Annotated in this window: 28 protein-coding genes; 22 read left to right on the top strand and 6 right to left on the bottom strand. The window is 67.7% G+C overall.

Annotated elements, in window-relative coordinates; translation table 11 throughout:
• Window positions 1-102 precede the first annotated feature (102 nt).
• The gene (locus J3P31_RS07690) at window positions 103-1,302 is read left to right on the top strand and encodes an ROK family transcriptional regulator (protein ID WP_210527838.1); all 1,200 of its coding nucleotides are present in this window, start codon (window positions 103-105) and stop codon (window positions 1,300-1,302) included.
• Here the strand turns inward: J3P31_RS07690 and J3P31_RS07685 are convergent.
• Genes J3P31_RS07685 through glmU form a run of 4 tightly spaced genes read right to left on the bottom strand, consistent with a single transcriptional unit; the run spans window position 1,299 to window position 5,710 of the window.
• The gene (locus tag J3P31_RS07685) at window positions 1,299-1,982 is read right to left on the bottom strand and encodes a DNA alkylation repair protein (protein WP_210527837.1); all 684 of its coding nucleotides are present in this window, start codon (window positions 1,980-1,982) and stop codon (window positions 1,299-1,301) included. The genes J3P31_RS07690 and J3P31_RS07685 overlap by 4 nt on opposite strands.
• Window positions 1,969-2,520, bottom strand: coding sequence for a pyridoxamine 5'-phosphate oxidase family protein (locus tag J3P31_RS07680; RefSeq protein WP_210527836.1), 552 nt, complete (start codon window positions 2,518-2,520; stop codon window positions 1,969-1,971). The genes J3P31_RS07685 and J3P31_RS07680 overlap by 14 nt, the downstream gene beginning before the upstream one ends.
• A complete protein-coding gene (glmS, locus tag J3P31_RS07675) occupies window positions 2,521-4,341 on the bottom strand; it encodes a glutamine--fructose-6-phosphate transaminase (isomerizing) (protein ID WP_210527835.1) in 1,821 nt (606 codons plus the stop codon).
• A gap of 4 nt (window positions 4,342-4,345) precedes the next feature.
• Window positions 4,346-5,710, bottom strand: a complete 1,365-nt coding sequence (gene glmU, locus J3P31_RS07670) for a bifunctional UDP-N-acetylglucosamine diphosphorylase/glucosamine-1-phosphate N-acetyltransferase GlmU (protein ID WP_210527834.1) — start codon at window positions 5,708-5,710, stop codon at window positions 4,346-4,348.
• A gap of 128 nt (window positions 5,711-5,838) precedes the next feature.
• On the opposite strand from glmU, the gene J3P31_RS07665 reads away from it, so the two are divergent.
• Complete coding sequence (locus tag J3P31_RS07665) at window positions 5,839-6,510, top strand: HAD-IA family hydrolase (protein ID WP_210527833.1); 672 nt, start codon at window positions 5,839-5,841, stop codon at window positions 6,508-6,510.
• Between the two features lie 94 nt (window positions 6,511-6,604).
• On the opposite strand, the gene J3P31_RS07660 is transcribed toward J3P31_RS07665, so the two are convergent.
• A complete protein-coding gene (locus J3P31_RS07660) occupies window positions 6,605-7,057 on the bottom strand; it encodes a CreA family protein (protein ID WP_210527832.1) in 453 nt (150 codons plus the stop codon).
• Between the two features lie 235 nt (window positions 7,058-7,292).
• Here J3P31_RS07660 and J3P31_RS07655 point away from each other — a divergent pair, with 235 nt between their 5' ends.
• From J3P31_RS07655 to J3P31_RS07595, 13 genes are all read left to right on the top strand, one after another.
• On the top strand, window positions 7,293-7,700 hold the full coding sequence (locus J3P31_RS07655) for a hypothetical protein (RefSeq protein ID WP_210527831.1): 408 nt from the start codon (window positions 7,293-7,295) through the stop codon (window positions 7,698-7,700).
• A gap of 69 nt (window positions 7,701-7,769) precedes the next feature.
• A complete protein-coding gene (locus tag J3P31_RS07650) occupies window positions 7,770-8,189 on the top strand; it encodes a VOC family protein (protein ID WP_210527830.1) in 420 nt (139 codons plus the stop codon).
• A gap of 244 nt (window positions 8,190-8,433) precedes the next feature.
• Window positions 8,434-8,820 (top strand): hypothetical protein, encoded by a 387-nt coding sequence (locus J3P31_RS07645; RefSeq protein WP_246849360.1) that lies wholly within the window; start codon window positions 8,434-8,436, stop codon window positions 8,818-8,820.
• A gap of 80 nt (window positions 8,821-8,900) precedes the next feature.
• Window positions 8,901-9,269, top strand: a complete 369-nt coding sequence (locus tag J3P31_RS07640) for an NADH-quinone oxidoreductase subunit A (RefSeq protein ID WP_210527829.1) — start codon at window positions 8,901-8,903, stop codon at window positions 9,267-9,269.
• Window positions 9,270-9,433: 164 nt separating this feature from the next.
• Window positions 9,434-9,907, top strand: coding sequence for a NuoB/complex I 20 kDa subunit family protein (locus J3P31_RS07635; protein WP_139076183.1), 474 nt, complete (start codon window positions 9,434-9,436; stop codon window positions 9,905-9,907).
• An 11-nt stretch (window positions 9,908-9,918) separates the two neighbouring features.
• Window positions 9,919-10,623 (top strand): NADH-quinone oxidoreductase subunit C, encoded by a 705-nt coding sequence (locus J3P31_RS07630; protein WP_210527828.1) that lies wholly within the window; start codon window positions 9,919-9,921, stop codon window positions 10,621-10,623.
• A gap of 29 nt (window positions 10,624-10,652) precedes the next feature.
• The gene (locus tag J3P31_RS07625) at window positions 10,653-11,933 is read left to right on the top strand and encodes an NADH-quinone oxidoreductase subunit D (protein WP_210527827.1); all 1,281 of its coding nucleotides are present in this window, start codon (window positions 10,653-10,655) and stop codon (window positions 11,931-11,933) included.
• Window positions 11,934-12,212: 279 nt separating this feature from the next.
• A complete protein-coding gene (locus J3P31_RS07620; protein ID WP_210527826.1) occupies window positions 12,213-12,518 on the top strand; it encodes a hypothetical protein in 306 nt (101 codons plus the stop codon).
• Window positions 12,519-12,605: 87 nt separating this feature from the next.
• Complete coding sequence (locus J3P31_RS07615) at window positions 12,606-13,850, top strand: NADH-quinone oxidoreductase subunit E (RefSeq protein WP_210527825.1); 1,245 nt, start codon at window positions 12,606-12,608, stop codon at window positions 13,848-13,850.
• Window positions 13,820-14,155 (top strand): DUF5337 domain-containing protein, encoded by a 336-nt coding sequence (locus tag J3P31_RS07610; RefSeq protein WP_368373034.1) that lies wholly within the window; start codon window positions 13,820-13,822, stop codon window positions 14,153-14,155. Before J3P31_RS07615 ends, J3P31_RS07610 begins: the two co-directional genes overlap by 31 nt.
• 4 nt (window positions 14,156-14,159) lie before the next feature.
• The gene (gene nuoF, locus J3P31_RS07605) at window positions 14,160-15,455 is read left to right on the top strand and encodes an NADH-quinone oxidoreductase subunit NuoF (RefSeq protein WP_210527824.1); all 1,296 of its coding nucleotides are present in this window, start codon (window positions 14,160-14,162) and stop codon (window positions 15,453-15,455) included.
• On the top strand, window positions 15,452-15,832 hold the full coding sequence (locus J3P31_RS07600) for a hypothetical protein (protein ID WP_210527823.1): 381 nt from the start codon (window positions 15,452-15,454) through the stop codon (window positions 15,830-15,832). Before nuoF ends, J3P31_RS07600 begins: the two co-directional genes overlap by 4 nt.
• An 87-nt stretch (window positions 15,833-15,919) precedes the next feature.
• Window positions 15,920-16,267: a hypothetical protein gene (locus J3P31_RS07595; protein ID WP_210527822.1), complete on the top strand. Its 348-nt coding sequence runs from the start codon at window positions 15,920-15,922 to the stop codon at window positions 16,265-16,267.
• Between the two features lie 9 nt (window positions 16,268-16,276).
• On the opposite strand, the gene J3P31_RS07590 is transcribed toward J3P31_RS07595, so the two are convergent.
• Window positions 16,277-16,501, bottom strand: a complete 225-nt coding sequence (locus J3P31_RS07590; RefSeq protein ID WP_210527821.1) for a hypothetical protein — start codon at window positions 16,499-16,501, stop codon at window positions 16,277-16,279.
• Between the two features lie 229 nt (window positions 16,502-16,730).
• Between J3P31_RS07590 and J3P31_RS07585 the strand changes: the two genes are divergently transcribed.
• The 7 genes from J3P31_RS07585 (at window position 16,731) to nuoK (ending at window position 22,351) form a co-directional block, all read left to right on the top strand.
• Entirely contained in the window at window positions 16,731-17,141 is a 411-nt protein-coding gene (locus J3P31_RS07585; RefSeq protein ID WP_246849361.1) for a DUF5333 domain-containing protein, read from the top strand.
• Between the two features lie 131 nt (window positions 17,142-17,272).
• Entirely contained in the window at window positions 17,273-19,285 is a 2,013-nt protein-coding gene (gene nuoG, locus J3P31_RS07580; protein ID WP_210527820.1) for an NADH-quinone oxidoreductase subunit NuoG, read from the top strand.
• 185 nt (window positions 19,286-19,470) lie between these two features.
• Window positions 19,471-20,511, top strand: coding sequence for an NADH-quinone oxidoreductase subunit NuoH (gene nuoH / locus J3P31_RS07575; protein WP_210527819.1), 1,041 nt, complete (start codon window positions 19,471-19,473; stop codon window positions 20,509-20,511).
• 3 nt (window positions 20,512-20,514) lie between these two features.
• Complete coding sequence (gene nuoI, locus J3P31_RS07570) at window positions 20,515-21,009, top strand: NADH-quinone oxidoreductase subunit NuoI (protein ID WP_210527818.1); 495 nt, start codon at window positions 20,515-20,517, stop codon at window positions 21,007-21,009.
• A 7-nt stretch (window positions 21,010-21,016) separates the two neighbouring features.
• Complete coding sequence (locus J3P31_RS07565) at window positions 21,017-21,415, top strand: carboxymuconolactone decarboxylase family protein (RefSeq protein ID WP_210527817.1); 399 nt, start codon at window positions 21,017-21,019, stop codon at window positions 21,413-21,415.
• A gap of 1 nt (window position 21,416) precedes the next feature.
• The gene (locus tag J3P31_RS07560; RefSeq protein WP_210527816.1) at window positions 21,417-22,049 is read left to right on the top strand and encodes an NADH-quinone oxidoreductase subunit J; all 633 of its coding nucleotides are present in this window, start codon (window positions 21,417-21,419) and stop codon (window positions 22,047-22,049) included.
• The gene (gene nuoK, locus J3P31_RS07555) at window positions 22,046-22,351 is read left to right on the top strand and encodes an NADH-quinone oxidoreductase subunit NuoK (protein ID WP_209839910.1); all 306 of its coding nucleotides are present in this window, start codon (window positions 22,046-22,048) and stop codon (window positions 22,349-22,351) included. Before J3P31_RS07560 ends, nuoK begins: the two co-directional genes overlap by 4 nt.
• The last annotated feature ends 3 nt before the right edge of the window (window positions 22,352-22,354 follow it).

Here is a 22,354-nt window from a genome sequence, read left to right as displayed (position 1 = left end):
GAACAGAGCAAGGAAATACCCGAGCCTACCGAAGCGTCAATATGTAATTCTTCTTGATTTATAAATTGCGCTGATCATCTGTTGCCGGGGGGAGGACGCGCGATGACCACTGGCGCGGTCCGCAGCCTGAGTGCTGGGGTCAACCAGCAGGGGCTGCGGGATCACAATGAACGTCTGATTCTGTCCACGTTGCAGAGGCATGGTCCCCTGCCCGGAAGCGATCTCGCGCGGATCGCGGGGCTGTCGGCCCAGACCGTGTCGGTGATTCTGCGGGCCCTTGAACGGGAGGGGCTGATTCGCCGGGGGCCGCCGCAGCGGGGTCGCGTCGGCAAGCCGCGCATTCCCATGGGCCTCGCGCCCGAGGGGGCCTTCTCGGTCGGGCTCAAGATCGGTCGGCGCAGCGCCGACCTTCTTCTGTCCGACTTCGTGGGCCAGGTGCGGGCCCAACTTCACACGACCTACCGCTGGCCCGTCCCATCCGAAGTCTTCGCCTTCCTGCGCCAGGGCCTCACGGCCTTCCACGATGCGCTTTCGACCAGGGAAGCGGCGCGGATCGCCGGGATCGGTATCGCCAAGCCCTATGAGATCTGGGACTGGGACGAGGCGATCGGCGCTCCGACCGGAGCGCTCGACGCGTGGCGGACGGTCGACTACGCTGCCGAGATCGCAGCCTTTTCCCCTCTTCCCGTGTTCCTCGAGAACGATGGCACGGCGGCCTGCCGGGCCGAGCAGGTCTATGGCCGCGGACGGGAGTTCCGGGACTTCGCCTACTTCTTCATCGGCAGCTTCATCGGCGGAGGGGTCGTCCTGAACCATTCGGTCTTCGAGGGGGCCTTCGGCAACGCCGGGGCGTTCGGTTCGCTCCCGGTGCGCGGCCAGGACGGGCGGGACCGGCAGCTCATCGATACGGCGTCGCTGTTCGTCCTCGAGGACGCGCTCGACCGCGCGGCGATGCCCACCGGGCGGCTCTGGGACCAGCCGCAGGACTGGGCGGGGTTCGCCGGCCCCCTCGACGCCTGGATCGGCGACACCGCCCGGCAATTGGCCCGGGCGGCCGTCACGGTCTGCGCGGTCATCGACTTCGAGGCCGTGCTGGTGGACGGCGCCTTTCCGGCCGATGTCCGAGCGCGGCTGGTCGAGGGCATCCGTGCCGAGGTCCCCAGGCTGGACGTCCGCGGCCTTTCGCCCATCCGGATCGAGGAAGGGCAGGTTGGCGGCAATGCGAGAGCCCTGGGCGCGGCGTCAGGTCCGTTCTTTTCGCGCTACCTCCTCAACACCCATGGGGCGCTGACGGGAAGCTAGACCGGGAGCAGCCGCGCGGCCTCCTTGCGGGCGAACGGCTTGAGCCCGTCACCATGGTCCGCCAGCCAGGCCCGCACCCGGTCGGGGTCCCGCTTGGACAGGTCACGGAGCCACCAGGCGATGGCCTTCTGGATGAACCAGTCCCGGTCCGGCGCCAGCCGCTCGCACCAGCCCAGCACCCGTTCGCGCGCCGCGAGGTCGGCGGGCTTGGGGAAGCGGTCCTTGGTCCAGGGCAGCGTGATCACCAGCGCCGCGCGCCGGGTCCACATATGGTCCGAGCCGACCCAGTGCTCGACCTCGTCGAGGCGACGGGGGTCGGCGACCAGCCGGCGGCTTCCGGCGTTGCAGGCGTGATCCGCGATGGCCCAGGCATCGAAGGTCTGGACCCAGGAGGCGATCAGCCGCCAGACCGGTTCGTCGTCAGGCCTGATGCGGGCCTGGGTGAGGAGCTTGGCGGCCGCGATCCGGGCCTCGTGGACGTCGGTGCCCCAAAGCTCGTCCGCGAGGGCGACCCGTTCCTCGACCGTCGCCCCTTCGCGCCATTCGTCGGCCAGCTCGCCGATCCGGGGTACGGACAGGCCCAGGTAGCGGCGGGCTGCCTTGTGATAGGCCGCCATTTCGGCGGCCCGTGCGGGATCTCCTTCGGCTTCGAGCGCCGAAAGGGCCTCAGCCCCGGTCATCTGGCATTCCGGTGGGGAAACCGTCGATGCTGAGGCGGTTTTTCTCCTGCCAGTAGCGTTCGATCCCGTCCTCGCCCTTGTCCTCGGACCACCGGAGCAGGGTGTCCCGCTCGGCCCGGAAGTCCATGAAGGGCACGGCGTAGCCGCAGGAGGTCTGCACGAGCTCGACGGTCATGTCGAAGACCTGCCGGGCGCCCGGATCGGGCGGGAACTGGCTGTCGAGCGTCGCCCAGCCGGGCTCCCCGTGATGGGTAACGGACGCCGTGCCATAGGCCCGCAGGATCAGCGGCCGGGTGGTGAACGAACACCACATCACCGTCATGCGGTTGACCCGGAGCAGATGCGCCGCCGATTCGTTGCCGCTGCCGGTCAGGTTGCGCCAGATCAGCCGGTTCGGCCCCAGCACGCGCAGCGAGTCACGTCCCTTGGGCGAGACGTTCACATGGCCGTCCGCCGCAGCGGTCGCCACGAAGTAGATCGCCTGATCCGCAATGAACGCCTGGTGCGCGGGCTCGAACCCGTCGAACTGCTTGGCCATTCACTCCACCGTGACGCTCTTGGCGAGGTTGCGGGGCTGGTCCACGTCGGTCCCCTTGGCAATGGCCGTGTGGTAGGCCAGCAGCTGGGCCGGGACCGCATACAGGATCGGAGCCCAGAGCGGCGCCACGTCGGGCAGAACGAGAGTCTCCCACACCCCGTGGCCGGCCGCCTTGGCCCCGTCGCGGTCCGTGATCAGCAGGACCGGCCCGCCCCGGGCCATGACCTCCTGCATGTTGGACACCGTCTTGTCGAAGAGTTCGTCGTGCGGCGCCATGACGATCACCGGGACTGCCTTGTCCACGAGGGCGATCGGGCCGTGCTTGAGCTCCCCCGAGGCATAGGCCTCCGCGTGGATGTAGCTGATCTCCTTGAGCTTCAGGGCACCCTCAAGGGCGAGGGGGAACATCCGGCCGCGCCCCAGGAACAGGATGTCCCGCGCCTCGGCGAGCTGGGCAGCGATGCGGCCCGCGTCCTCGGTCAGGGACAGCGTATGGTTGATCAGCCCCGGGAGCGCGCGCAGCGCCTCGACCTTCTCGGCGAAGCCCGCGCCATCGAGCCGCCCGCGCTGGCGCCCGGCCTCGAGCGCCAGGAGCCCCAGGACGAGAAGCTGGCAGGAGAAGGCCTTGGTGGAGGCGACGCCGATCTCGGGACCCGCCAGGATCGGAAGGGCCAGGTCGGATTCGCGGGCGATGGAGCTTTCGGCCACGTTGACGACCGAGACGATCCGCTCGGCCTTGTCGCGACAGTAGCGCAGCGCGGCGAGGGTGTCCGCCGTCTCGCCGGACTGGCTCACGAACAGGGCGGTGGTGCGCGGCGGGATGGGCGGCTCGCGGTAGCGGAACTCCGAGGCGACGTCGATGTCCACGGGCAGGCCCGCCAGCTGCTCGAACCAGTACTTGGCGACGTAGCAGGCGTAGGAGGCCGTGCCGCAGGCCACCATGGTCAGGCGGTCCATGGTGGAAAAGTCGATCCCCGGCCCGGGCAGGCGGATCGCGCCGTCCTCGCCCACGTAATGGTCCAGCGCGCCGGTGAGCCGGGAGGGCTGCTCGGCGATCTCCTTGGCCATGAAATGGCGGTGCCCGGCCTTGTCCACCTGCGCCGAATCGATCTGGATCGTCTTGGCGGGGCGGTTGGCAAGCCGTCCGGCGCTGTCCTTGATGCTGGCCCCGGCTCGGGTCACGACGGCCCAGTCGCCTTCCTCGAGATAGGTGATCCTGGACGTCAGCGGCGCGAGCGCGATGGCATCCGAACCCACGTACATCTCGCCGTCGCCGTGCCCGATGGCGAGGGGCGAGCCCTTGCGCGCGGCGATCATCAGATCCTCCTGGCCCTCGAAGAGGAACAGGAGCGCATAAGCCCCGTGCAAGCGGGCGAGGGTCAGCTCGACGGCCTCCTCGGGCGTGGCGCCCTCGGCAAGGAAGTGGTTGGCGAGGATGGCGACCGTCTCGGTATCGGTGTCGGATTCGTGCGACAGCCCCTGCTCGGCCAGCCAGGCGCGCAGCTCGCGGAAGTTCTCGATGATCCCGTTGTGGACCACCGAGACCCGCCCCGACCGGTGCGGGTGGGCGTTCCGGACGGCAGGCGCGCCATGCGTGGCCCAGCGGGTGTGGCCGATGCCGGCCTTGCCGGCCAGCGGCTCGTGGACCAGCAGGTCGGACAGGTTGACGAGCTTGCCCACCGCGCGGCGACGGTCGAGGTGGCCGTCATTGACGGTGGCGATGCCCGCGCTGTCGTAGCCGCGGTATTCGAGCCGCTTCAGCGACTCGACCAGGAGGGGGGCGACCTCGTGCGTGCCGAGGATTCCGACGATGCCGCACATGGCGTCAGCCTTTCGACGTGGCGGCCTTGAGGGCGCGCAGTTTCTCGAAGAACTTGGTGGCGAAGCCCGCGAACTCGACCTGCCGCGCCCGTCCGAGCGCCAGCGCGCCGGGCGCCACGTCCTGGGTGATGACCGAGCCCGAGCCGGTGATGGCGCCGTCGCCCACCGTGACCGGGGCCACCAGCATGGTGTCCGACCCGATGAAGGCGTTCTTGCCGATCACCGTGCGATGCTTGAACACGCCGTCGTAGTTGCAGGTCACGGTGCCCGCGCCGACGTTGGTCCGTTCGCCGATCTCGGCGTCGCCGATGTAGGTCAGGTGATTGATCTTGGCGCCTTCGCCGACCTGCGCGGCCTTGATCTCGACGAAGTTGCCGACGTGCACGTCCTCGGCGAGCTCCGCGCCCGGACGCAGGCGGGCAAAGGGGCCGACGATCGCCCCGCGCGAGACATGGCAGCCCTCCAGGTGGGAAAAGGCGCGGATGCGGGCCTCGCTCTCGACCGTCACGCCGGGCCCGAAGACCACGTTGGGCTCGATGACCGTGTCGCGGCCGATGAAGGTGTCGTACGAGAAGAACACCGTGTCCGGGGCCTGCATGGAGACCCCGTTCTCCAGGGCGTCGGCGCGCGCGCGGGCCTGGAACGCGACCTCGGCGGCCAGCAGCTCCGTCCGGGAGTTGATGCCCAGAGTCTCGGCCTCGTCGCAGCGGACGACGGTGGCGTTCATGCCCCGGCGCCCGGCGATCTCGATGATGTCCGTCAGGTAGTATTCCTGGGCCGCGTTGTCGTTGCCGACCTCGCGCAGGAGGTCGAAGAGGAAGGTCCCTTCGGCGCAGACTACGCCGGAGTTGCAAAGCCGGATGGCGCGGGTCGCGGCGTCGGCATCCTTCCATTCCACGATCCGCTCGAGCCGGTCGCCCTGCGTCACCAGCCTCCCGTAACGCGCTTCGGGGTCGGCGGTCTCGAAGCCCAGCACGACGACGTCGGCCTTGGCGCGCGCCTCGAGCATCCGCTCCAGGGTTTCGGAGGTGACGAAGGGCGTATCGCCATAAAGCACGATCACGTCGCCGTCGTGGCTCCCGAGGAGCTCCCGGGCCTGGAGCACCGCATGGGCGGTCCCGAGCCGTTCGGCCTGATGGACCGTGACCACCTCGGGGTCGAAGGCGCGGGCGGCCTTCTCGACCTCGTGCGCCCCGACGCCGGTCACGACGACCATCTGCTCGGGGGCCAGCGCGGCGGCCGAGCGCATCGCGTGATGAAGAAGCGGCGCCCCTGCCAGTTCATGCAGCACCTTGGGGCGTTCGGAATTCATCCGCGTGCCCGCGCCTGCTGCGAGGATGACGATTCCCACGCCTCCGGTCCCGCCCATGACTGCCCCTGTTCCCGTTCTGGTTGACGGTCCTTCTATGCAACAGGCCCTGCCTTTCCAAGCCTTGCGGCGAGGGCGGGGGTTCACATCCTCCTACCGTCGGTTACAGCGGCGCCCGGAGGTGGCCGATGGACCAGGACGCGCGCACGGTGATCTTCGACCTGGACGGCACGCTCGCCGATACGAGCGGCGATCTCCTGGCCGCCGCGAACGGCTGCTTCCGCGATCTCGGCCTGGGCGATCTTCTCGACGCCCGGGATGCGGGGGTGGCCCTGCGGGGCGGACGCGCGATGCTGGCGCTCGGCTTCTCACGATCCGGCTCCCATGGCACCCTGGAGGTGGAGCGCCAGTATCCCAATCTCCTCCGGCGTTACGAGGAGGCGATCTGCGACCTCACCACCCTCTACCCCGGCGCTGTCGAGGCCGTGGAACGGCTGCGTTCGGCCGGATATCGCACCGGGATCTGCACCAACAAGCCCGAGGCGCTGGCCGAGGCCCTGCTCGGCAAGCTGGGCGTGAGGGCTCTCTTCGACAGCCTCGTGGGGGCCGATACCCTTGCGGTGCGCAAGCCAGATCCCCTTCCGTTCACGACGGCGGTGGAGCGGGCAGGGGGAGTGCCGTCGCGTGCTTGCCTCGTCGGGGACAGCGACACCGACCACAGGACGGCGCGGGCGGCTGGCGTCCCCTCGATCCTGGTCTCCTTCGGTCCCTCTGGCGAGGACATGGCGGCCCTTGGCCCGGAGGTGGTCCTGGGGTCCTTCGATGACCTTCCCCAGGCGGTGGACGGACTGTTTCTCTAGGAGGCTCCGGCCCCGTCGCGATTCAGGCGCCCTGGCCGCATAGCCAGGCTCAGGGACGGAAAGGGTGGTGTCCGGCTGGTGCGTCGCGTCGGCCCTACTGGCTGCCCGCGTTCCAGAGCGGAACCGTCGAGATCGACATCTTGGCCGACCCCTGGCTCACCTCGTTGGCGTGCACGAGATAGATGAGGACCTGGTTCTCCTCATCGAAGATGCGCGTGATGCGAAGAGACTTGAAGATGATCGATTGCCGTTCGGAGAAGATCTCCTCTCCTTCCGGGCTCCGGTCGATGTCCCCGACGCGGAGCGGGCCGGTCTGGCGGCAGGCGATCGAGGAGTTCGACGGGTCCTCGAACCAGTTCCCCTGCGAGACCCGGTCAAGGAAAGACCGTTCGAAATAGGCGACATGGCAGGTGACTCCCTCCACCCCGGGATCGGGCAGGGCTTCGATGATGATGTCGTTGCCGACCCAGTCGACGCCGACCCGGCCGACTTCCTGTGCGGCGACGGGCGAGGAAAGTAGGATCACGGAAAGGAGAAGTCGTTTCATGAGGCGGGAACGCGAGGGGCACGGTGCGGTTCCTCCTTTCAAGGAACGGAACCGACCTGTCGAGCGCAGGCATGCGCGGCAGGCACGAGCCGCCTGTCGCAACATCGGGTCCCCTCATGACCGCCGGTTTCTTGGGCAGATTCAGCTTGGGCCAACAATATCGCTGCAATGCAGCGAACTGCGCCCGGATTTGCCCGCGTTCCAGGCATGGACCCGTCACCCCTGGAGCACGATCATGAACCTTCCTTTTCCGGCGCGCAAGGCCGCTGCCCTAGCCGCCGTCGCATTCACCCTCGGCTCGGCCACCTCCGGTCGGGCGGGCGAGGGTTACGCGCTGGGCGCCCGCGATTGCTGGTCCTGGGGCACGACCACCTCGGCCTTTGTCGCGCTTCGCCCGGCCCAGGGCCATCCGGCGGATGTCGTGTTCATCAACCGGCTGACGCATGGCAACTCGATCGACATGATATTCGTGCTCGAGATCGACGGACTGAGCGTCGACGTCGAGGTGAACAACGGCGTCGGGGAGCAGCCCGACATCATCACCGTGACCGCGCCGCCCGGCTTCATCGCGGTTCCCTCGACGATCGAGGTCCGCGAGGGCGAGACGGGCCGCATCCAGATCCATCAGGCGCTGCTGAGCTGACGGCCTGTCCCTTGACCGCAGGCCGGCGCGGGGCATCCTGTGGACGGCGCTCTTGTCTGCGGAACCGCCATGTCGCAGCCGCCCACCCTGATCCTGGAAACCGCGGTCTACGCGTCTGACCTTAATGCGGCCGAAGCGTTCTACGGCGGCCTTCTCGGGCTCGAAAGGATCGTCCGCTCGGGCGAGCGGCATGTGTTCTACCGCTGCGGCTCCGGCATCCTCCTGATCTTCAATCCCGACGCCACCGAGGTGGCGGACACCCGATCGCCCTGGCCGGTTCCGCCGCATGGCGCCAGAGGCCCCGGACATCTCTGCTTCGCGGCCGAGCCCATCGGCCTTGAGGCTTGGAAGGACAGGCTTGTGGCCGCCGGCATCGCCATCGAGGCCGAGCTGCGCTGGCCGTCGGGCGGCCGCTCCTTTTACTTCCGCGACCCGGCCGGAAACTCCCTCGAGATCGCAGAGGCGCGGATCTGGGGGAGCCCATCCTGATAGCCAACCCAGGAGCGACCGAGCGGGGTCGCCCGGGTGGGTCGGGGCGGGCTTCGCCGTCCGAGGCACATGATCGCCATGTCATGCCCTGGCAAAGCCGGTTCCAGAGCTGGCCCGCGTGACCAAGCAGGGCAGGGCTCGCCCGCGTGGTCCTGCTGGTCCGGGCGGCGATCATCGGCCCGGCATCTTGCCCGGGCCCGTTCCCTCGGGGCATGGATCCGAAGGCAGGTCTCGGGGTGGCGAAATGGGCAAGGCAAGCATGGCGAGGCTGGCGGCACTGGCCTATGCGGCCCTGGCCGGGGTCGTGATCCTGTTCCACGCCGCGGTGATCGCGGGCCTGCCCCTCGGCCGCCTGACCATGGGCGGGCGCTGGCCCGGCGTCCTGCCATGGCCCGCCCGTCTGCTTCCGCTGCTGTCGGCCCTGCTGATGGCCGCCGCCGCAACGACGATCTTGGCGCGGGCCCAGGTCCTGCGGCTGCGCACCCCCCGATGGGCCATGCACGGCGTGCTCGCTCTGGGCGCCCTCGCGGTGCTGGCCAACGCGGCCACGCCCTCCGTTCCAGAGCGCCTGCTTTGGCTGCCGGTGACTCTGGCCATGATGATCGCCGCCGGGGTGGTCTCCAAGGCGTGATGGCGTTCGGTTGACCCCGCCCGGGGGGAGCGCTAAGCCCCTGAACGGGCGCGCGGGCGCCCCCTGTTCCGGAGGCGCGCATGGAAGACGGCTTTCTGAGGGAATACCTCCCCATCATCATCTTCCTGGGGCTCGCCGTTGCCCTGGGCATCATCCTGATCCTCGCCGCCGTCGTGCTGGCCGTGCGCAACCCGGATCCGGAAAAGGTGTCGGCCTATGAATGCGGCTTCAACGCCTTCGACGACGCCCGGATGAAATTCGACGTGAGGTTCTACCTCGTGTCTATCCTGTTCATTATCTTCGACCTTGAAGTCGCCTTCCTGTTCCCCTGGGCCACGGCCTTCGGCGAGCTTTCCATGGCGGCGTTCTGGTCGATGATGATCTTCCTCGCGGTGCTGACGATCGGATTCGCCTACGAGTGGAAGAAGGGGGCCCTCGAATGGCAGTGAAGGACGATACCACGACCAAGCCGCAGTTCATCCTCCCGACCGAGGATGAGCTCAAGGGCGGCAGCCTGGTCCAGGGCGGGCCCCAGACCGGCGGCCTGCCGGTCCAGGGTGTCCAGACGGGGCTCTACACCGCCGGCGCCGACCGTGAGGTGACGGTCCGGGAGATGAACAAGGATCTCCAGGACCAAGGCTTCCTGGTCACCTCGACCGCGGACATCATCAACTGGGCGCGGACCGGATCGCTGCACTGGATGACCTTCGGGCTCGCCTGCTGCGCCGTGGAGATGATGCACACCTCCATGCCGCGCTATGACCTCGAACGCTTTGGAACCGCGCCCCGCGCGTCCCCGCGCCAGTCGGACCTGATCATCGTGGCGGGGACGCTGACGAACAAGATGGCGCCGGCGTTCCGCAAGATCTACGACCAGATGCCCGAGCCGCGCTACGTGATCTCCATGGGATCCTGCGCGAACGGCGGCGGCTACTACCACTTCGGCTATTCCGTGGTGCGGGGCTGCGACCGCATCGTCCCGGTGGACGTCTATGTTCCCGGCTGCCCCCCCACGGCCGAGGCGCTGCTGTACGGCATCCTCCAGCTCCAGCGGAAGATCCGCCGGACTGGCACCATCGTTCGCTGAAGGGACCCGACATGGCCGAGAATCCGATCCCCGAGGCAGCGATCCCCGCGCAGGTTCCCGAGGTTCCCGTCGATCCGCTGGACGCCCTCGGCGCCCTGATCGTCGAGCGCAGCAAGGGCGCCGTCCTCCGCCACTACGTCGCCAACGGGGAGCTGACCGTCGAGGCGGCGATCGGCTCCATCGTCGAGGTCGTGGCTTTCCTCCGGGCTGATTCGGCCTGCCAGTTCTCCTGCCTGATCGACATCACGGCGGTGGACTGGCCTGGACGCGCCAAGCGCTTCGACATGGTCTACCACTTCCTCTCGATGTATCAGAACCGCCGCATCCGGGTGAAGGCGCAGGTGTCCGAGGACGAGATGGTCCCTTCGGTGACCTCGGTCTACCCGGGCGCCAACTGGTTCGAGCGTGAAGTCTTCGACATGTACGGGATCGTGTTCTCGGGGCATCCGGACCTGCGGCGAATCCTGACCGACTACGGCTTCCGCGGGCACCCGCTCCGCAAGGACTTCCCGCTGACCGGCCACAACGAGGTGCGCTACGACGAAGTGCAGAAGCGCGTCGTCTACGAGCCCGTGCGCCTGACGCAGGAATGGCGTGCCTTCGACTTCCTGAGCCCCTGGGAGGGCGGTGCCTACCGGCTTCCCGGCGACGAGAAGGCGGGTGGCCGGGACCTTGGCGCAGCGCCGACCACCACCCAGACCCGCTCCCCCTCCTGAGGCGCGGACGACCGAGGAAAGGACGCAACATGGACGGCGATCTCAAGGGCGACCTGCGGCCGAACCTGCGGGGCACGGATCTGGAGCACGGCGGCGAAGTCCAGGACCGCGGCTTCGAGGATGTGCTGACGGGCGAGCAGAAGATCCGGAACTTCAACATCAACTTCGGCCCGCAGCACCCGGCGGCCCACGGGGTCCTTCGCCTGATCCTTGAGCTCGACGGCGAGATCGTGGAGCGGTGCGACCCGCATATCGGGCTGCTGCACCGCGGCACCGAGAAGTTCCTGGAGCACAAGACCTACCTCCAGGGGCTGCCCTACTGGGACCGGCTCGACTACTGTTCGCCCATGTCGATGGAGCACGTCTGGTGCCTTGCCATCGAGAAGCTGACCGGTGTGGCGGTCCCGCGCCGCGCTTCGCTGATCCGGGTCCTTTATTCCGAGATCACGCGGGTGCTGAACCACCTGCTGAACGTGACCACCTGGGCCATGGACGTGGGGGCGCTGACGCCGCCGCTCTGGGGCTTCGAGGAGCGCGAGAAGCTCTTCATGTTCTACGAGCGGGCCTCCGGCGCGCGGATGCACGCGGCCTACTTCCGGCCCGGCGGGGTCCACCAGGACCTGCCGCCCCAGCTTCTGGACGACATCGATGCCTGGGCGGACCATTTCCCACAGGTCCTCGATGACATCGACGAACTGCTGACCGAGAACCGCATCTTCAAGCAGCGCAACGTCGACATCGCCATCATCACGGAAAAGGACGTGCAGGACTGGGGCCTGTCGGGTCCGATCGCGCGTTCGGCGGGCTTGCCCTGGGATCTTCGTCGGTCGCAGCCCTACGAGTGCTACGACGAATTCGACTTCCAGATCCCGGTCGGCAAGAACGGCGACAATTACGACCGCTACCTGATCCGCATGTCCGAGATGCGCGAATCGACCAAGATCATCCGCCAGGCCATTGCCAAGCTCCGGGTGGAGACAGGCGACGTCCTGGCCCGCGGGAAGCTCACGCCGCCCAAGCGCGGCGAGATGAAGACCTCGATGGAGGCCCTCATCCATCACTTCAAGATGTACACCGAGGGGTTCCACGTCCCCGCCGGTGAGACCTACACGGCCATCGAGGCGCCGAAGGGTGAGTTCGGGGTCTATCTGGTCGCGGACGGCACCAACAAGCCCTACCGCGCCAAGATCCGGGCGGCGGACTATGCGCACCTTCAGGCCATGGATCATCTGGTCAAAGGGCACATGCTGGCCGACGTATCGGCGGTGATCGCCACCTTGGACATCGTGTTCGGAAGCATCGACCGCTGAGCGGCCGGGGTGGGGGGCACCAGGGGACGGCACGCCGTTCCCCGTGCGTCCCCGGCCCGGCGCCGGCCATCACGGGTGAAGCCACGGCGCTGCGGCCTCTTGTTCACCCGGAGGTGTCGAGCCGAGCCGCGCCCGGGACCAGGGCAGAGCTCGGCGGGGAAGCGAGATTATCGGCCTCGGGCTCGTGACAAACCGGGTGAACGGTATCAGATCGGTAGAGCCGCGGAAATCCAGCGACAACGGACGGACGTGGTGACCGGTGAAGCGAAAGGAGTGAGGATGACCGCCAGGACGTTGACGCTTCTCGTATTGGGGGCTGCGGCTCTCACGGCCTGTTCGCAACCTGCGCCACGGCCCCCTCAGCCCGTCGGCGTTCCGGCGACCGTGGCGCCCGCGGACCGTTTCGTCGCCGCTATCGAGTCGGAGGGATGCGTTCTCACCTCTTCGAACGTGGGAGCGGTCCTGCTCCGGTCGAACCTGACCCAGGCGGAACTGCCCGCGCTCACGACCCAGCTCGAGGCGCAGGGGCGCATCGAGCCCAGCACGGACAATTCCATCCGCGTCCTCTCGGACAACTGCATCTGAACTTGATCGGCCCGGGGCCTGTTCCGGGCCGGTTTCGCCATGTATAGGGCGGGCACAGACACCTGCCGCTGACCTGATCGGACCCCCATGCTCCGTCGCCTGCACCACGAACAGCCCGCCGCCTTCGCCTTCACGCCCGCGAACCTCGCCTGGGCCGAAGCCCAGATCCAGAAGTACCCCGAGGGGCGGCAGGCCAGCGCGGTGATCCCGCTCCTTTTCAGGGCGCAAGAGCAGGAAGGCTGGGTCTCCAAGCCCGCCATCGAGGCTATCGCGGGAATGCTGGGCATGGCCTATATCCGCGTGCTCGAGGTCGCCACCTTCTACTTCATGTTCCAGCTGAGCCCGGTCGGGTCAGTCGCGCATATCCAGATCTGCGGCACGACCCCTTGCATGCTGCGTGGAAGCGAGGCCCTGCTGGAGCTGTGCCAGCGGCGGATCAACGCCGAGCCGCACCACCCGTCGGCCGACGGGAAGCTGTCCTGGGAAGAGGTCGAATGCCTGGGCGCCTGCGCCAACGCGCCGATGGCCCAGATCGGCAAGGACTACTACGAGGATCTCTCGGTCGAGAGCCTGACCCGCATCATCGACGAGCTCTCGGCCGGCCGCGTGCCGCAGCCGGGCTCGCAGATCGGGCGCTACGCCTCCGAGCCCGAGGGTGGCGTCACCTCGCTGGTGCAGTGGGTCGAGGGGCGGAACGCCCATAACGCCAGCGTGGACCTGGCGCTCACGATCGGCGACACCGTCAAGCGCATCGACGGGACCGAGGTGCCGCTGCGGGCACCCTGGCTCAAGACTCCGCAGCAGGACGAGGTTCCTCCTGTCCCGGTCGAGGAGGCGCAGGCCGTCACTCCCTCGGACGGCGAGCCGGGCGAGGCGCCCCAGCAGGCCGACATGGAACATTCCGCCCGTCCAGCCGGCGTTCGTCACCCGCTGCCGAGCGGCGAAACGGTCGCACCCGAGCCGCAGGGCCACCCGTCGGGCGTGACCCCGGCGCATGGCGTCGCCGGACCCGATGCCACCGGGGCCGAGGCCGCCGCCGCGCCGCTCGTGCCCGAGCAGATGCCTCCCACGCTGACCGCGCCGCGCGGCACTGCAGACGACCTGACCCGCATCGAGGGTGTCACGACCGAACTGGCTTCCAAGCTCAACGAGCTTGGCATCTGGCACTTCGGTCAGATCGCGAGTTGGAGCGCGGGAGAGATCGACTGGATGAACTCCCGTCTCGGCGGTGATCGCGGCGTCATCGAGCGCAACAATTGGGTGGACCGGGCGCGCGCCCTGGCGAACGAAGGGGGACGGTCGTGGCAGAACGCCGAGACGCCGGCGCCCTGAACGGCCACCAGCGCCTCGTGCCACGACGGGATCGCCCCGCCGCGCGCCCTGTGCCACTGGCCGATCCCCGGAAGGTCGTCGCCCCGCGCGTCGTGGATCCCAGGATTGCCGCGGCTGGTCGCCGGGCGTCGCTCGTCCTGGTCGTGGTGGGTCTGTTCTGGATCGCCTCGACCTGGGTTGGCGGACGGCTGGGCTGGTCAGCCCGGGTCCAGGGCCTCTTCGATCTTTTCGCTCTCGCGGGCTTCGGCTTCGCGCTCTATCTGACATGGCAGGTCTGGCGCCTGCGCCGGACGCATAAAGGGTAAGCCCATGCTTGAGGACAAGGACCGCATCTTCACCAACATCTACGGGATGCACGACCGTTCCCTGGCCGGGGCGCGGGCGCGCGGCCACTGGGACGGGACCAAGGACATCCTGGCCAAGGGCCGCGACTGGATCGTGAACGAGATGAAGGCGTCCGGCCTGCGCGGACGCGGGGGCGCGGGCTTCCCGACGGGCCTCAAGTGGTCCTTCATGCCCAAGGAATCGGACGGCCGGCCCGCCTACCTCGTGGTCAATGCCGACGAATCCGAGCCCGGGACCTGCAAGGACCGGGAGATCATGCGCCACGACCCGCACACGCTGGTCGAGGGCTGCCTGATCGCCTCCTTCGCCATGGGGGCGCACGCCGCCTACATCTACATCCGCGGCGAATACATCCGCGAGAAGGAGTCGCTCCAGCGCGCCGTGGACGAGGCCTATGACGCCGGCCTGATCGGGCGGAACGCCTGCGGCTCGGGCTGGGACTTCGACCTTTATGTCCACCACGGCGCCGGCGCCTACATTTGCGGCGAGGAGACGGCCCTTCTCGAATCGCTCGAGGGCAAGAAGGGCATGCCCCGCATGAAGCCGCCGTTCCCGGCGGGCGCGGGTCTCTATGGCTGCCCAACCACGGTCAACAACGTCGAGTCGATCGCGGTCGCACCCACGATCCTGCGGCGCGGCGCCTCCTGGTTCTCTTCCTTCGGGCGGCCCAACAACTCGGGCACCAAGCTCTTCGCGATCTCGGGACACGTGAACCGGCCCTGCGTCGTCGAAGAGGCGATGTCGATCCCCTTCGTCGAGCTGATCGAGAAGCACTGCGGAGGCATCCGTGGCGGCTGGGACAACCTCAAGGCCGTCATTCCCGGCGGCTCCTCGGTCCCGAACATCAAGGCCGACGTCATGAAGGACGCCATCATGGACTTCGACTGGCTGCGCGAGCAGAAGTCGGGCCTGGGCACCGCCGCCGTGATCGTCATGGACCAGAGCACGGACATGGTGAAGGCGATCTGGCGGCTCGCCAAGTTCTACAAGCATGAATCCTGCGGCCAGTGCACGCCGTGCCGCGAAGGCACCGGCTGGATGATGCGCGTCATGGAACGCCTCGTGAGGGGCGAGGCCGAGGTCGAGGAGATCGACATGCTGCTCGATGTCACCAAGCAGGTCGAAGGTCACACGATCTGCGCCCTGGGTGACGCCGCGGCTTGGCCGATCCAGGGCCTGATCCGCAACTTCCGCGACGAGATCGAGGATCGGATCCGGGCCAAGCGGACCGGGCGCATCACGGCGGTCGCCGCCGAATGAAGCCTTGGGCCGCGGTCCTTCTTCCAGGAGCGCTCGCGGCCTGCTCGGCTTTCGGTCCGACCCCTGACCAGACGACGATCTCCTACCTGGGTCAGGACTATGGGGTGCGGCGCATCGAGAATGAGCCGCGCCCTCACATCTTTCCAGAAGCACTGACGCGAACCCCCGACGGCGGGCTGATCTTGCCCGAAGACGCGGCCTTCGTGACCGAGGGGCCGGCCGTGCGGGTCTCGGGCGCCGTGGACCGGCAGACGGCCAGCGATGTGCTTGCGCTGTTCTGCGCCCGTCGGGGCAGGGATGTCGCGCCCGGTTGGCGCGGCGCCCCGGTGCGCTTCGATCCGACGAACGCCGACCACGTCTTCTACACCGACTGCTGAACACCCCGGGACTGGCTTCGCGCAGGGCCGTGCCGACCCGCCGTTTCATCCTATCTCCGCGAGGACGAACAACGGAAAAGGTGGGCCATGCGACGACTGACAGCCGCGATCCTCGCTCTCCTGCTGGCCGGGACGACCGGTTCAGCGGCGCAGGGCATCTCTCCGCAACTGGAGCAGGTGCGCCACATCGGCCCGATGATGGGCACCCGGGTGCTGGCGATCGTCGCCGGGCGATCGGTCGAGACCATCGAATGGCATAGTGAGGTCGAGGTTCGCGCCCGCACCGCCACGGGCCTGCCGCTGGCGGACGCCGACCGACGCGGCGTCCTTTCGCAGGCCTATTCATGCCGACACGGGGTTCCCCGAGGTCTGGTGGAACGGATCGAGTCCAACGGCACCTATGTCGCGCAGTTCGACTGCGCGTGGATCCAGTAGCGCCGACCGTCAGTAACTGCCGGGCGGATCGCTCGCCGGGAAGCTTTCATCCACCGTCTCATCCACGCGATCCCAGTGGCGGGGCGGAATGCTCATCTCCTCGCGGCCCGCGTTGCGAACCGGCTGATACGGGGACTTGGTGCCGCTGCCCTGACCCGGGCGGGGACGCAGGGCATAAGCGACGCCTGCAAGCCCCACGGCGAGCAGGGCGAGGGCTGGTCGGCTGAAGGTCATGGAACGGTCTCCCGGATGTGGAACGGTCGCGGGAGCAACGGAGATGGGCCGGGGATGTTCCCATGCGCCTGACGGGAGCCCGGACAGAGCGCCGGCTCACATCTCGGCCGGGAGGCGTCGCCCGAGCACAGGGAGTTGATATGGCATATCAGGTCGCCGGGCCCACATCCTACCGAGAGCAGCGGCCAGACCGGGACACCCGCAACTGGCCTTGGACAGGAGCCCACCCATGGCAAGCTTTCCCACGACCGTCGCGATGCTGATCCTGGGAGCGATGCCATCGATCCTGCCGGCCCAGGGCCGCCCCGCTCTGGGGCAGGTCGAGTCGATCACCGAGGGATTGATCGACACGGCGATCGCCTATGAGATCGGCGAGCGTTGCGACGGGATCGACGGCAAGAAGCTCCAGGGACTCGCGTTCCTCCTGTCCCTGCGGGCCGAGGCGCGCCGCCTGGGCTACTCCGCACGGGAGATCGACGCCTTCATCGACGACGATGCCGAGAAGGACCGGCTGGAGGCGATCGCCCGGCAGCGGTTGCGGGACATGGGCGCGGTCGAGGGCGAATGGGAGACCTACTGCGACGTGGGTCGCACGGAGATCGCCAAGGCCAGCCGGATCGGCCGACTGCTGCAGGACTAGACACCCCCGCCTGCCTGGGAACGGGCTCGTGACAAGGACGCGTGAAGCGTCTGGCCCTCCTTCGGCCACCACGCTAGAACGCCGGGCAAACCGGGGCGCCGTCGCGCCCCTGCGACCGGAGGTTTGCCCGCATGTCCGACCTGAAGCCCATCATGATCGACGGCACGGTCTACGAAGTCCCGGGCGCCATGACGATCCTGCAGGCCTGTGACCTCGCCGGGATCGAGGTCCCGCGCTTCTGCTACCATGAGCGACTCTCGATCGCCGGGAACTGCCGCATGTGCCTCGTGGAGGTGGTGGGCGGCCCGCCCAAGCCCACCGCCTCCTGCGCGCAGCAGGTCAAGGATCTGCGGCCCGGCAAGAACGGTGAACCGCCCGAGGTCAAGACGAACTCGCCCATGGTCCGCAAGGCCCGCCAAGGGGTGATGGAGTTCCTTCTCATCAACCATCCGCTCGACTGCCCGATCTGCGACCAGGGCGGCGAATGCGACTTGCAGGATCAGGCGCTGGCCTATGGCCTGTCCTATTCCCGCTACCGCGAACCCAAGCGCGCGACCGAGGATCTGGAACTCGGCCCCCTGGTCGAGACGCACATGAACCGCTGCATCTCGTGCACGCGCTGCGTCCGTTTCACCACCGAGATCGCCGGCATCACCCAGATGGGCCAGACGGGACGGGGCGAGGACAGCGAGATCACGTCCTACCTCAACCAGACCCTGTCGTCGAACCTCCAGGGCAACATCATCGACCTCTGCCCGGTGGGCGCGCTCGTCTCCAAGCCCTACGCCTACAAGGGCCGTCCCTGGGAATTGGTCAAGACCGACTCCGTCGATGTCATGGACGCGCTCGGCTCCAGCATCCGCGTCGATTCGAAAGGGCGGGAGGTCATGCGGATCCTGCCCCGCAACCATGACGGCGTGAACGAGGAGTGGTTGAGCGACAAGGCCCGCTTCGTGTGGGACGGCCTGCGCCGGCAGCGTCTCGACACCCCCTACATCCGTGAGAGCGGGTGGCTTCGCAAGGCGACCTGGGGCGAGGCCCTGTCGGTCGCGGCGAACGTGATGAAGGGTCGTCGCGTGGCGGGACTCGTGGGCGATCTGGCTTCGGTCGAGGCAGCCTTCGCGCTCAAGGATCTCATGGCACGGGTCGGCGGCACCGTTGAGTGCCGGGTCGACGGCGCCCGGCTGTCGACCACCGGACCCCGGGGCGGATACGTCGGGAACGCGCGAATCGAGGATCTGGCCACGGCCAAGTCGATCGTGATCGTCGGGTCCAACCCCCGCACCGAGGCGCCGGTCCTCAACGCCCGCATCCGTGGGGCCTGGCTCAAGGGCGCGAATGTCACCGTGATCGGCGAAGCGGCCGACCTCACCTACGACTACGACCACGCGGGAGCCGATCGCGCTGCGCTCGACGCCTTCCGGCAAAAGGCGCAGCCCGCCGACAACGCCGTCGTCATCCTGGGCCAAGGGGCGCTGCGCGAGGCCGATGGCGAGGCGGTTCTGAGCCATGTCCTCGGCATCGTCGAAGCCATGGGCGCCAAGCTCCTCATCCTGCACACCGCGGCATCTCGCGTCGGCGCCCTGGACCTGGGCTGCGTCACCGAAGGCGGGCTGCAGGCCGCCGTGGAAGGGGCCGAGGTCATCTGGAACCTCGGCGCTGACGAGATCGAGATCGCCCCCGGTCCCTTCGTCATCTACCAGGGCAGCCATGGCGATCGCGGCGCGCACCGCGCGGACCTGATCCTGCCCGCCGCCGCCTACACCGAGGAGAACGGCCTCTTCGTGAACACCGAGGGGCGGCCGCAACTCGCCCTGCGCGCCGGCTTCGCGCCCGGCGAGGCCAAGGAGAACTGGGCGATCCTGCGGGCCGTTTCGGGGGCGCTCGGGTCCGCGCAGCCGTGGGACAGCTTGGCCCAGCTCCGTCAGGCCCTCGTAGCGGCCCATCCGCATCTGGCGCAGATCGACGAGGTTCAGGACAACCGCCTGCCGCACATCCCGCCCCGGACCCTGGGACACGCCACGTTCCGGAACGTGATCCGCGACTACTACCTGTCCAATCCGATCGCACGGGCCAGCAAGGTCATGGCCGACCTGGCCGCCCTTGAGGCGGGCCGCAACCAACCGCGCCTGGCGGCGGAATGATGCGGTCCTGTCCGGGCCAGGCCGGTGACCGTCCATCGGCTGCGATGATCGAAACGGCTGGCAACCGGCGGGAAGTTGCTGTTTACAGCGTCTCGCCGGAGCCGCCCCGTAGGCGAGAGATCGACACCGCCGCCGTCATGGCCGGGCGCGGTCTGAACGGCAAACCGACGGTCTAGAGGAACGCGATGGCTGACTTCTTCACGAACAACTGGCTTGGCATCGTGCTCCTCACCCTGGGGCAGTGCCTGCTGATCCTTGTCCCGCTCCTCGTGGCGCTGGCATTCCTGCTGTATGCCGACCGCAAGATCTGGGCGGCCGTGCAGCTTCGGCGGGGGCCGAACGTCGTGGGTCCGTTCGGGCTCATGCAAAGCTTCGCCGACTTCCTCAAGTACATCGTCAAGGAAGTGGTCATTCCCGCCGGCGCCGACAAGGCGGTGTTCCTGATCGCGCCGCTCATTTCCTTCGTGGTGTCGGTGATCGCCTGGGCGGTGATCCCCTTCAACAACACCTGGGTCCTCGCCGACGTGAACGTAGCGATCCTTTACGTCCTCGCGATCTCCTCGCTGGGCGTCTACGGGATCATCATGGGCGGCTGGGCGTCGAACTCCAAGTACCCGTTCCTGGGCTCCCTCCGCTCGGCCGCGCAGATGATCTCCTACGAGGTCTCGCTGGGCCTCATCATCATCGGCGTGATCATCTCGACCGGGTCGATGAACTTCGGTGACATCGTGCGGGCGCAGGACGGCAACTGGGGCATCTTCAACTGGTACTGGGTCGTCCACTTCCCGATGGTGTTCCTGTTCTTCATCTCGGCCCTGGCCGAGACGAACCGGCCGCCCTTCGACCTGCCCGAAGCTGAGTCCGAGCTCGTGGCCGGCTACCAGGTGGAATACTCCTCGACGCCGTTCCTGCTGTTCATGATCGGCGAATACATGGCCGCCGTGCTGATGTGCACGCTGACCTCGCTCCTGTTCTTCGGGGGCTGGCTGTCGCCGATCCCGGGGCTGCCCGACGGCGTGCTCTGGCTGATCCTCAAGATCCTGTTCTTCTTCTTCATCTTCTCGATGGTGAAGGCGATCACCCCCCGCTACCGCTACGACCAGCTGATGCGCCTGGGCTGGAAGGTGTTCCTGCCGTTCTCGCTCGTGTGGGTCGTGCTGGTGGCGTTCCTGGCGAAATTCGAAGTTCTGGGCGGCGCCTGGGCGCGCTGGACCTGGGGAGGCTGACCTATGACCCAGATGGATTACGGACGGGCCGCGAAGTACTGGCTGCTCCAGGACTTCTTCAAGGGCATGGCGATTGGCCTGAAGTACTTCTTCAAGCCCAAGACCACGCTCAACTACCCGCACGAACGCTCGCCGCTCTCGCCCCGCTTCCGGGGGGAACATGCGCTCCGCCGCTATCCGAACGGCGAGGAACGCTGCATTGCCTGCAAGCTCTGCGAGGCGGTCTGCCCGGCGAACTGCATCGTCATCGACGCCGAACCGCGCGAGGACGGCTCGCGTCGGACCACGCGCTACGACATCGACATGACCAAGTGCATCTACTGCGGCTTCTGCCAGGAAGCCTGCCCGGTGGACGCGATCGTCGAGACGCCGAACCTCGAGTTCTCCACCGAAACGCGCGAGGAGCTGTTCTACGACAAGCAGAAGCTGCTCGACAACGGCGACAGGTGGGAGGTCGTGATCGCCCGCAACCTCGAACTTGATGCGCCGTATCGGTGACCCGCTCATGACCGACCCCGCCAACCCCTTCGCGTCGATGATGAAGATGGGCCAGGACTGGGCCCGCGCCATCAATCCCGCGCTTGAGAGCTTCACGCCCAAGGGCTTCGAAGCCCTGCTCCCGACCATGCCCAAGAACGTCCTCGAGATGTTCATGGGCAAGACGCTGAACCCCGATGGGCTCGACGCCAGGACGCGCCTTCTCATCACCTTGGCCGGCCTGACGATCCAGGGCGCCCAGGCCGAGCCGCAGGTGCGGCTGACCGTGCGGCATGCACGCGAGGCCGGGGCCAGCAAGCAGGAGATCGCCGAAACCATCGCGCTGGCCGGCCTGTTCGGCGGCGTTCCGGCGATGACCAAGGCCATGGAACTCGCCACCGAGGCGATGAAGGAGGACAAGACCTGAGATGACCGCAGCTGCCCTTGCCTTCTACGCCTTCGCGATCACGACTGTCGCTGGCGGCCTCATGACCGTGGTGAGCCGCAATCCGGTTCATTCGGTCCTTTGGCTCATCCTGTCCTTCCTGTCCTCGGCCGGGCTCTTCGTGCTGCTCGGGGCCGAGTTCGTGGCCATGCTCCTGGTCATCGTCTATGTCGGCGCCGTTGCGGTGCTGTTCCTCTTCGTCGTCATGATGCTGGACGTCGACTTCGCCGAACTGAAGGCCGAGATGGCGAAGTACATGCCGCTCGCGCTCCTGATCGGCCTCATCATCATCATGCAGCTGACGATCGCCTTCGGCGTCTGGCAGGTGGACCCCGGTGCGACCGGTCGCATCGCCGCGCCCATCGGCAACGTCGAGAATACGCGCGCCATCGGCCTGCTGCTCTATGACCGCTACTTCCTGCTGTTCCAGTTGGCTGGCCTGATCCTGCTGGTCGCGATGATCGGCGCCATCGTCCTGACGCTCCGCCATCGGCAGGACGTCAAACGCCAGGATGCGCTGGCCCAGATGTTCCGTGATCCCGCAAAGACGCTCGAGCTGCTGGACGTGAAGCCGGGGCAGGGGATCGCCGCCCCCATCCAAGGAGCCCGTCGATGATCGGTCTTGAACATTACCTCACCGTTTCGGCGGCGCTGTTCGTGGTGGGCATCTTCGGCCTCTTCCTCAACCGGAAGAACATCATCATCCTGCTGATGTCGCTCGAGCTCATCCTGCTCGCCGTGAACATCAACTTCGTGGCCTTCTCGTCCTACTCGGGCGATCTCGTGGGCCAGATCTTCACCCTCTTCGTGCTGACGGTCGCCGCGGCCGAGGCGGCCATCGGGCTCGCCATCCTGGTTTGCTTCTTCCGCAACCGGGGCACGATCGAGGTCGAAGACGTCAACGTCATGAAGGGCTGACCC

Origin of the sequence: Rubellimicrobium arenae, from assembly GCF_017916275.1 — a bacterium.
GTDB classification, from domain to species: domain Bacteria; phylum Pseudomonadota; class Alphaproteobacteria; order Rhodobacterales; family Rhodobacteraceae; genus Rubellimicrobium; species Rubellimicrobium arenae.
This window is presented reverse-complemented; position numbering and strand designations above follow the sequence as displayed.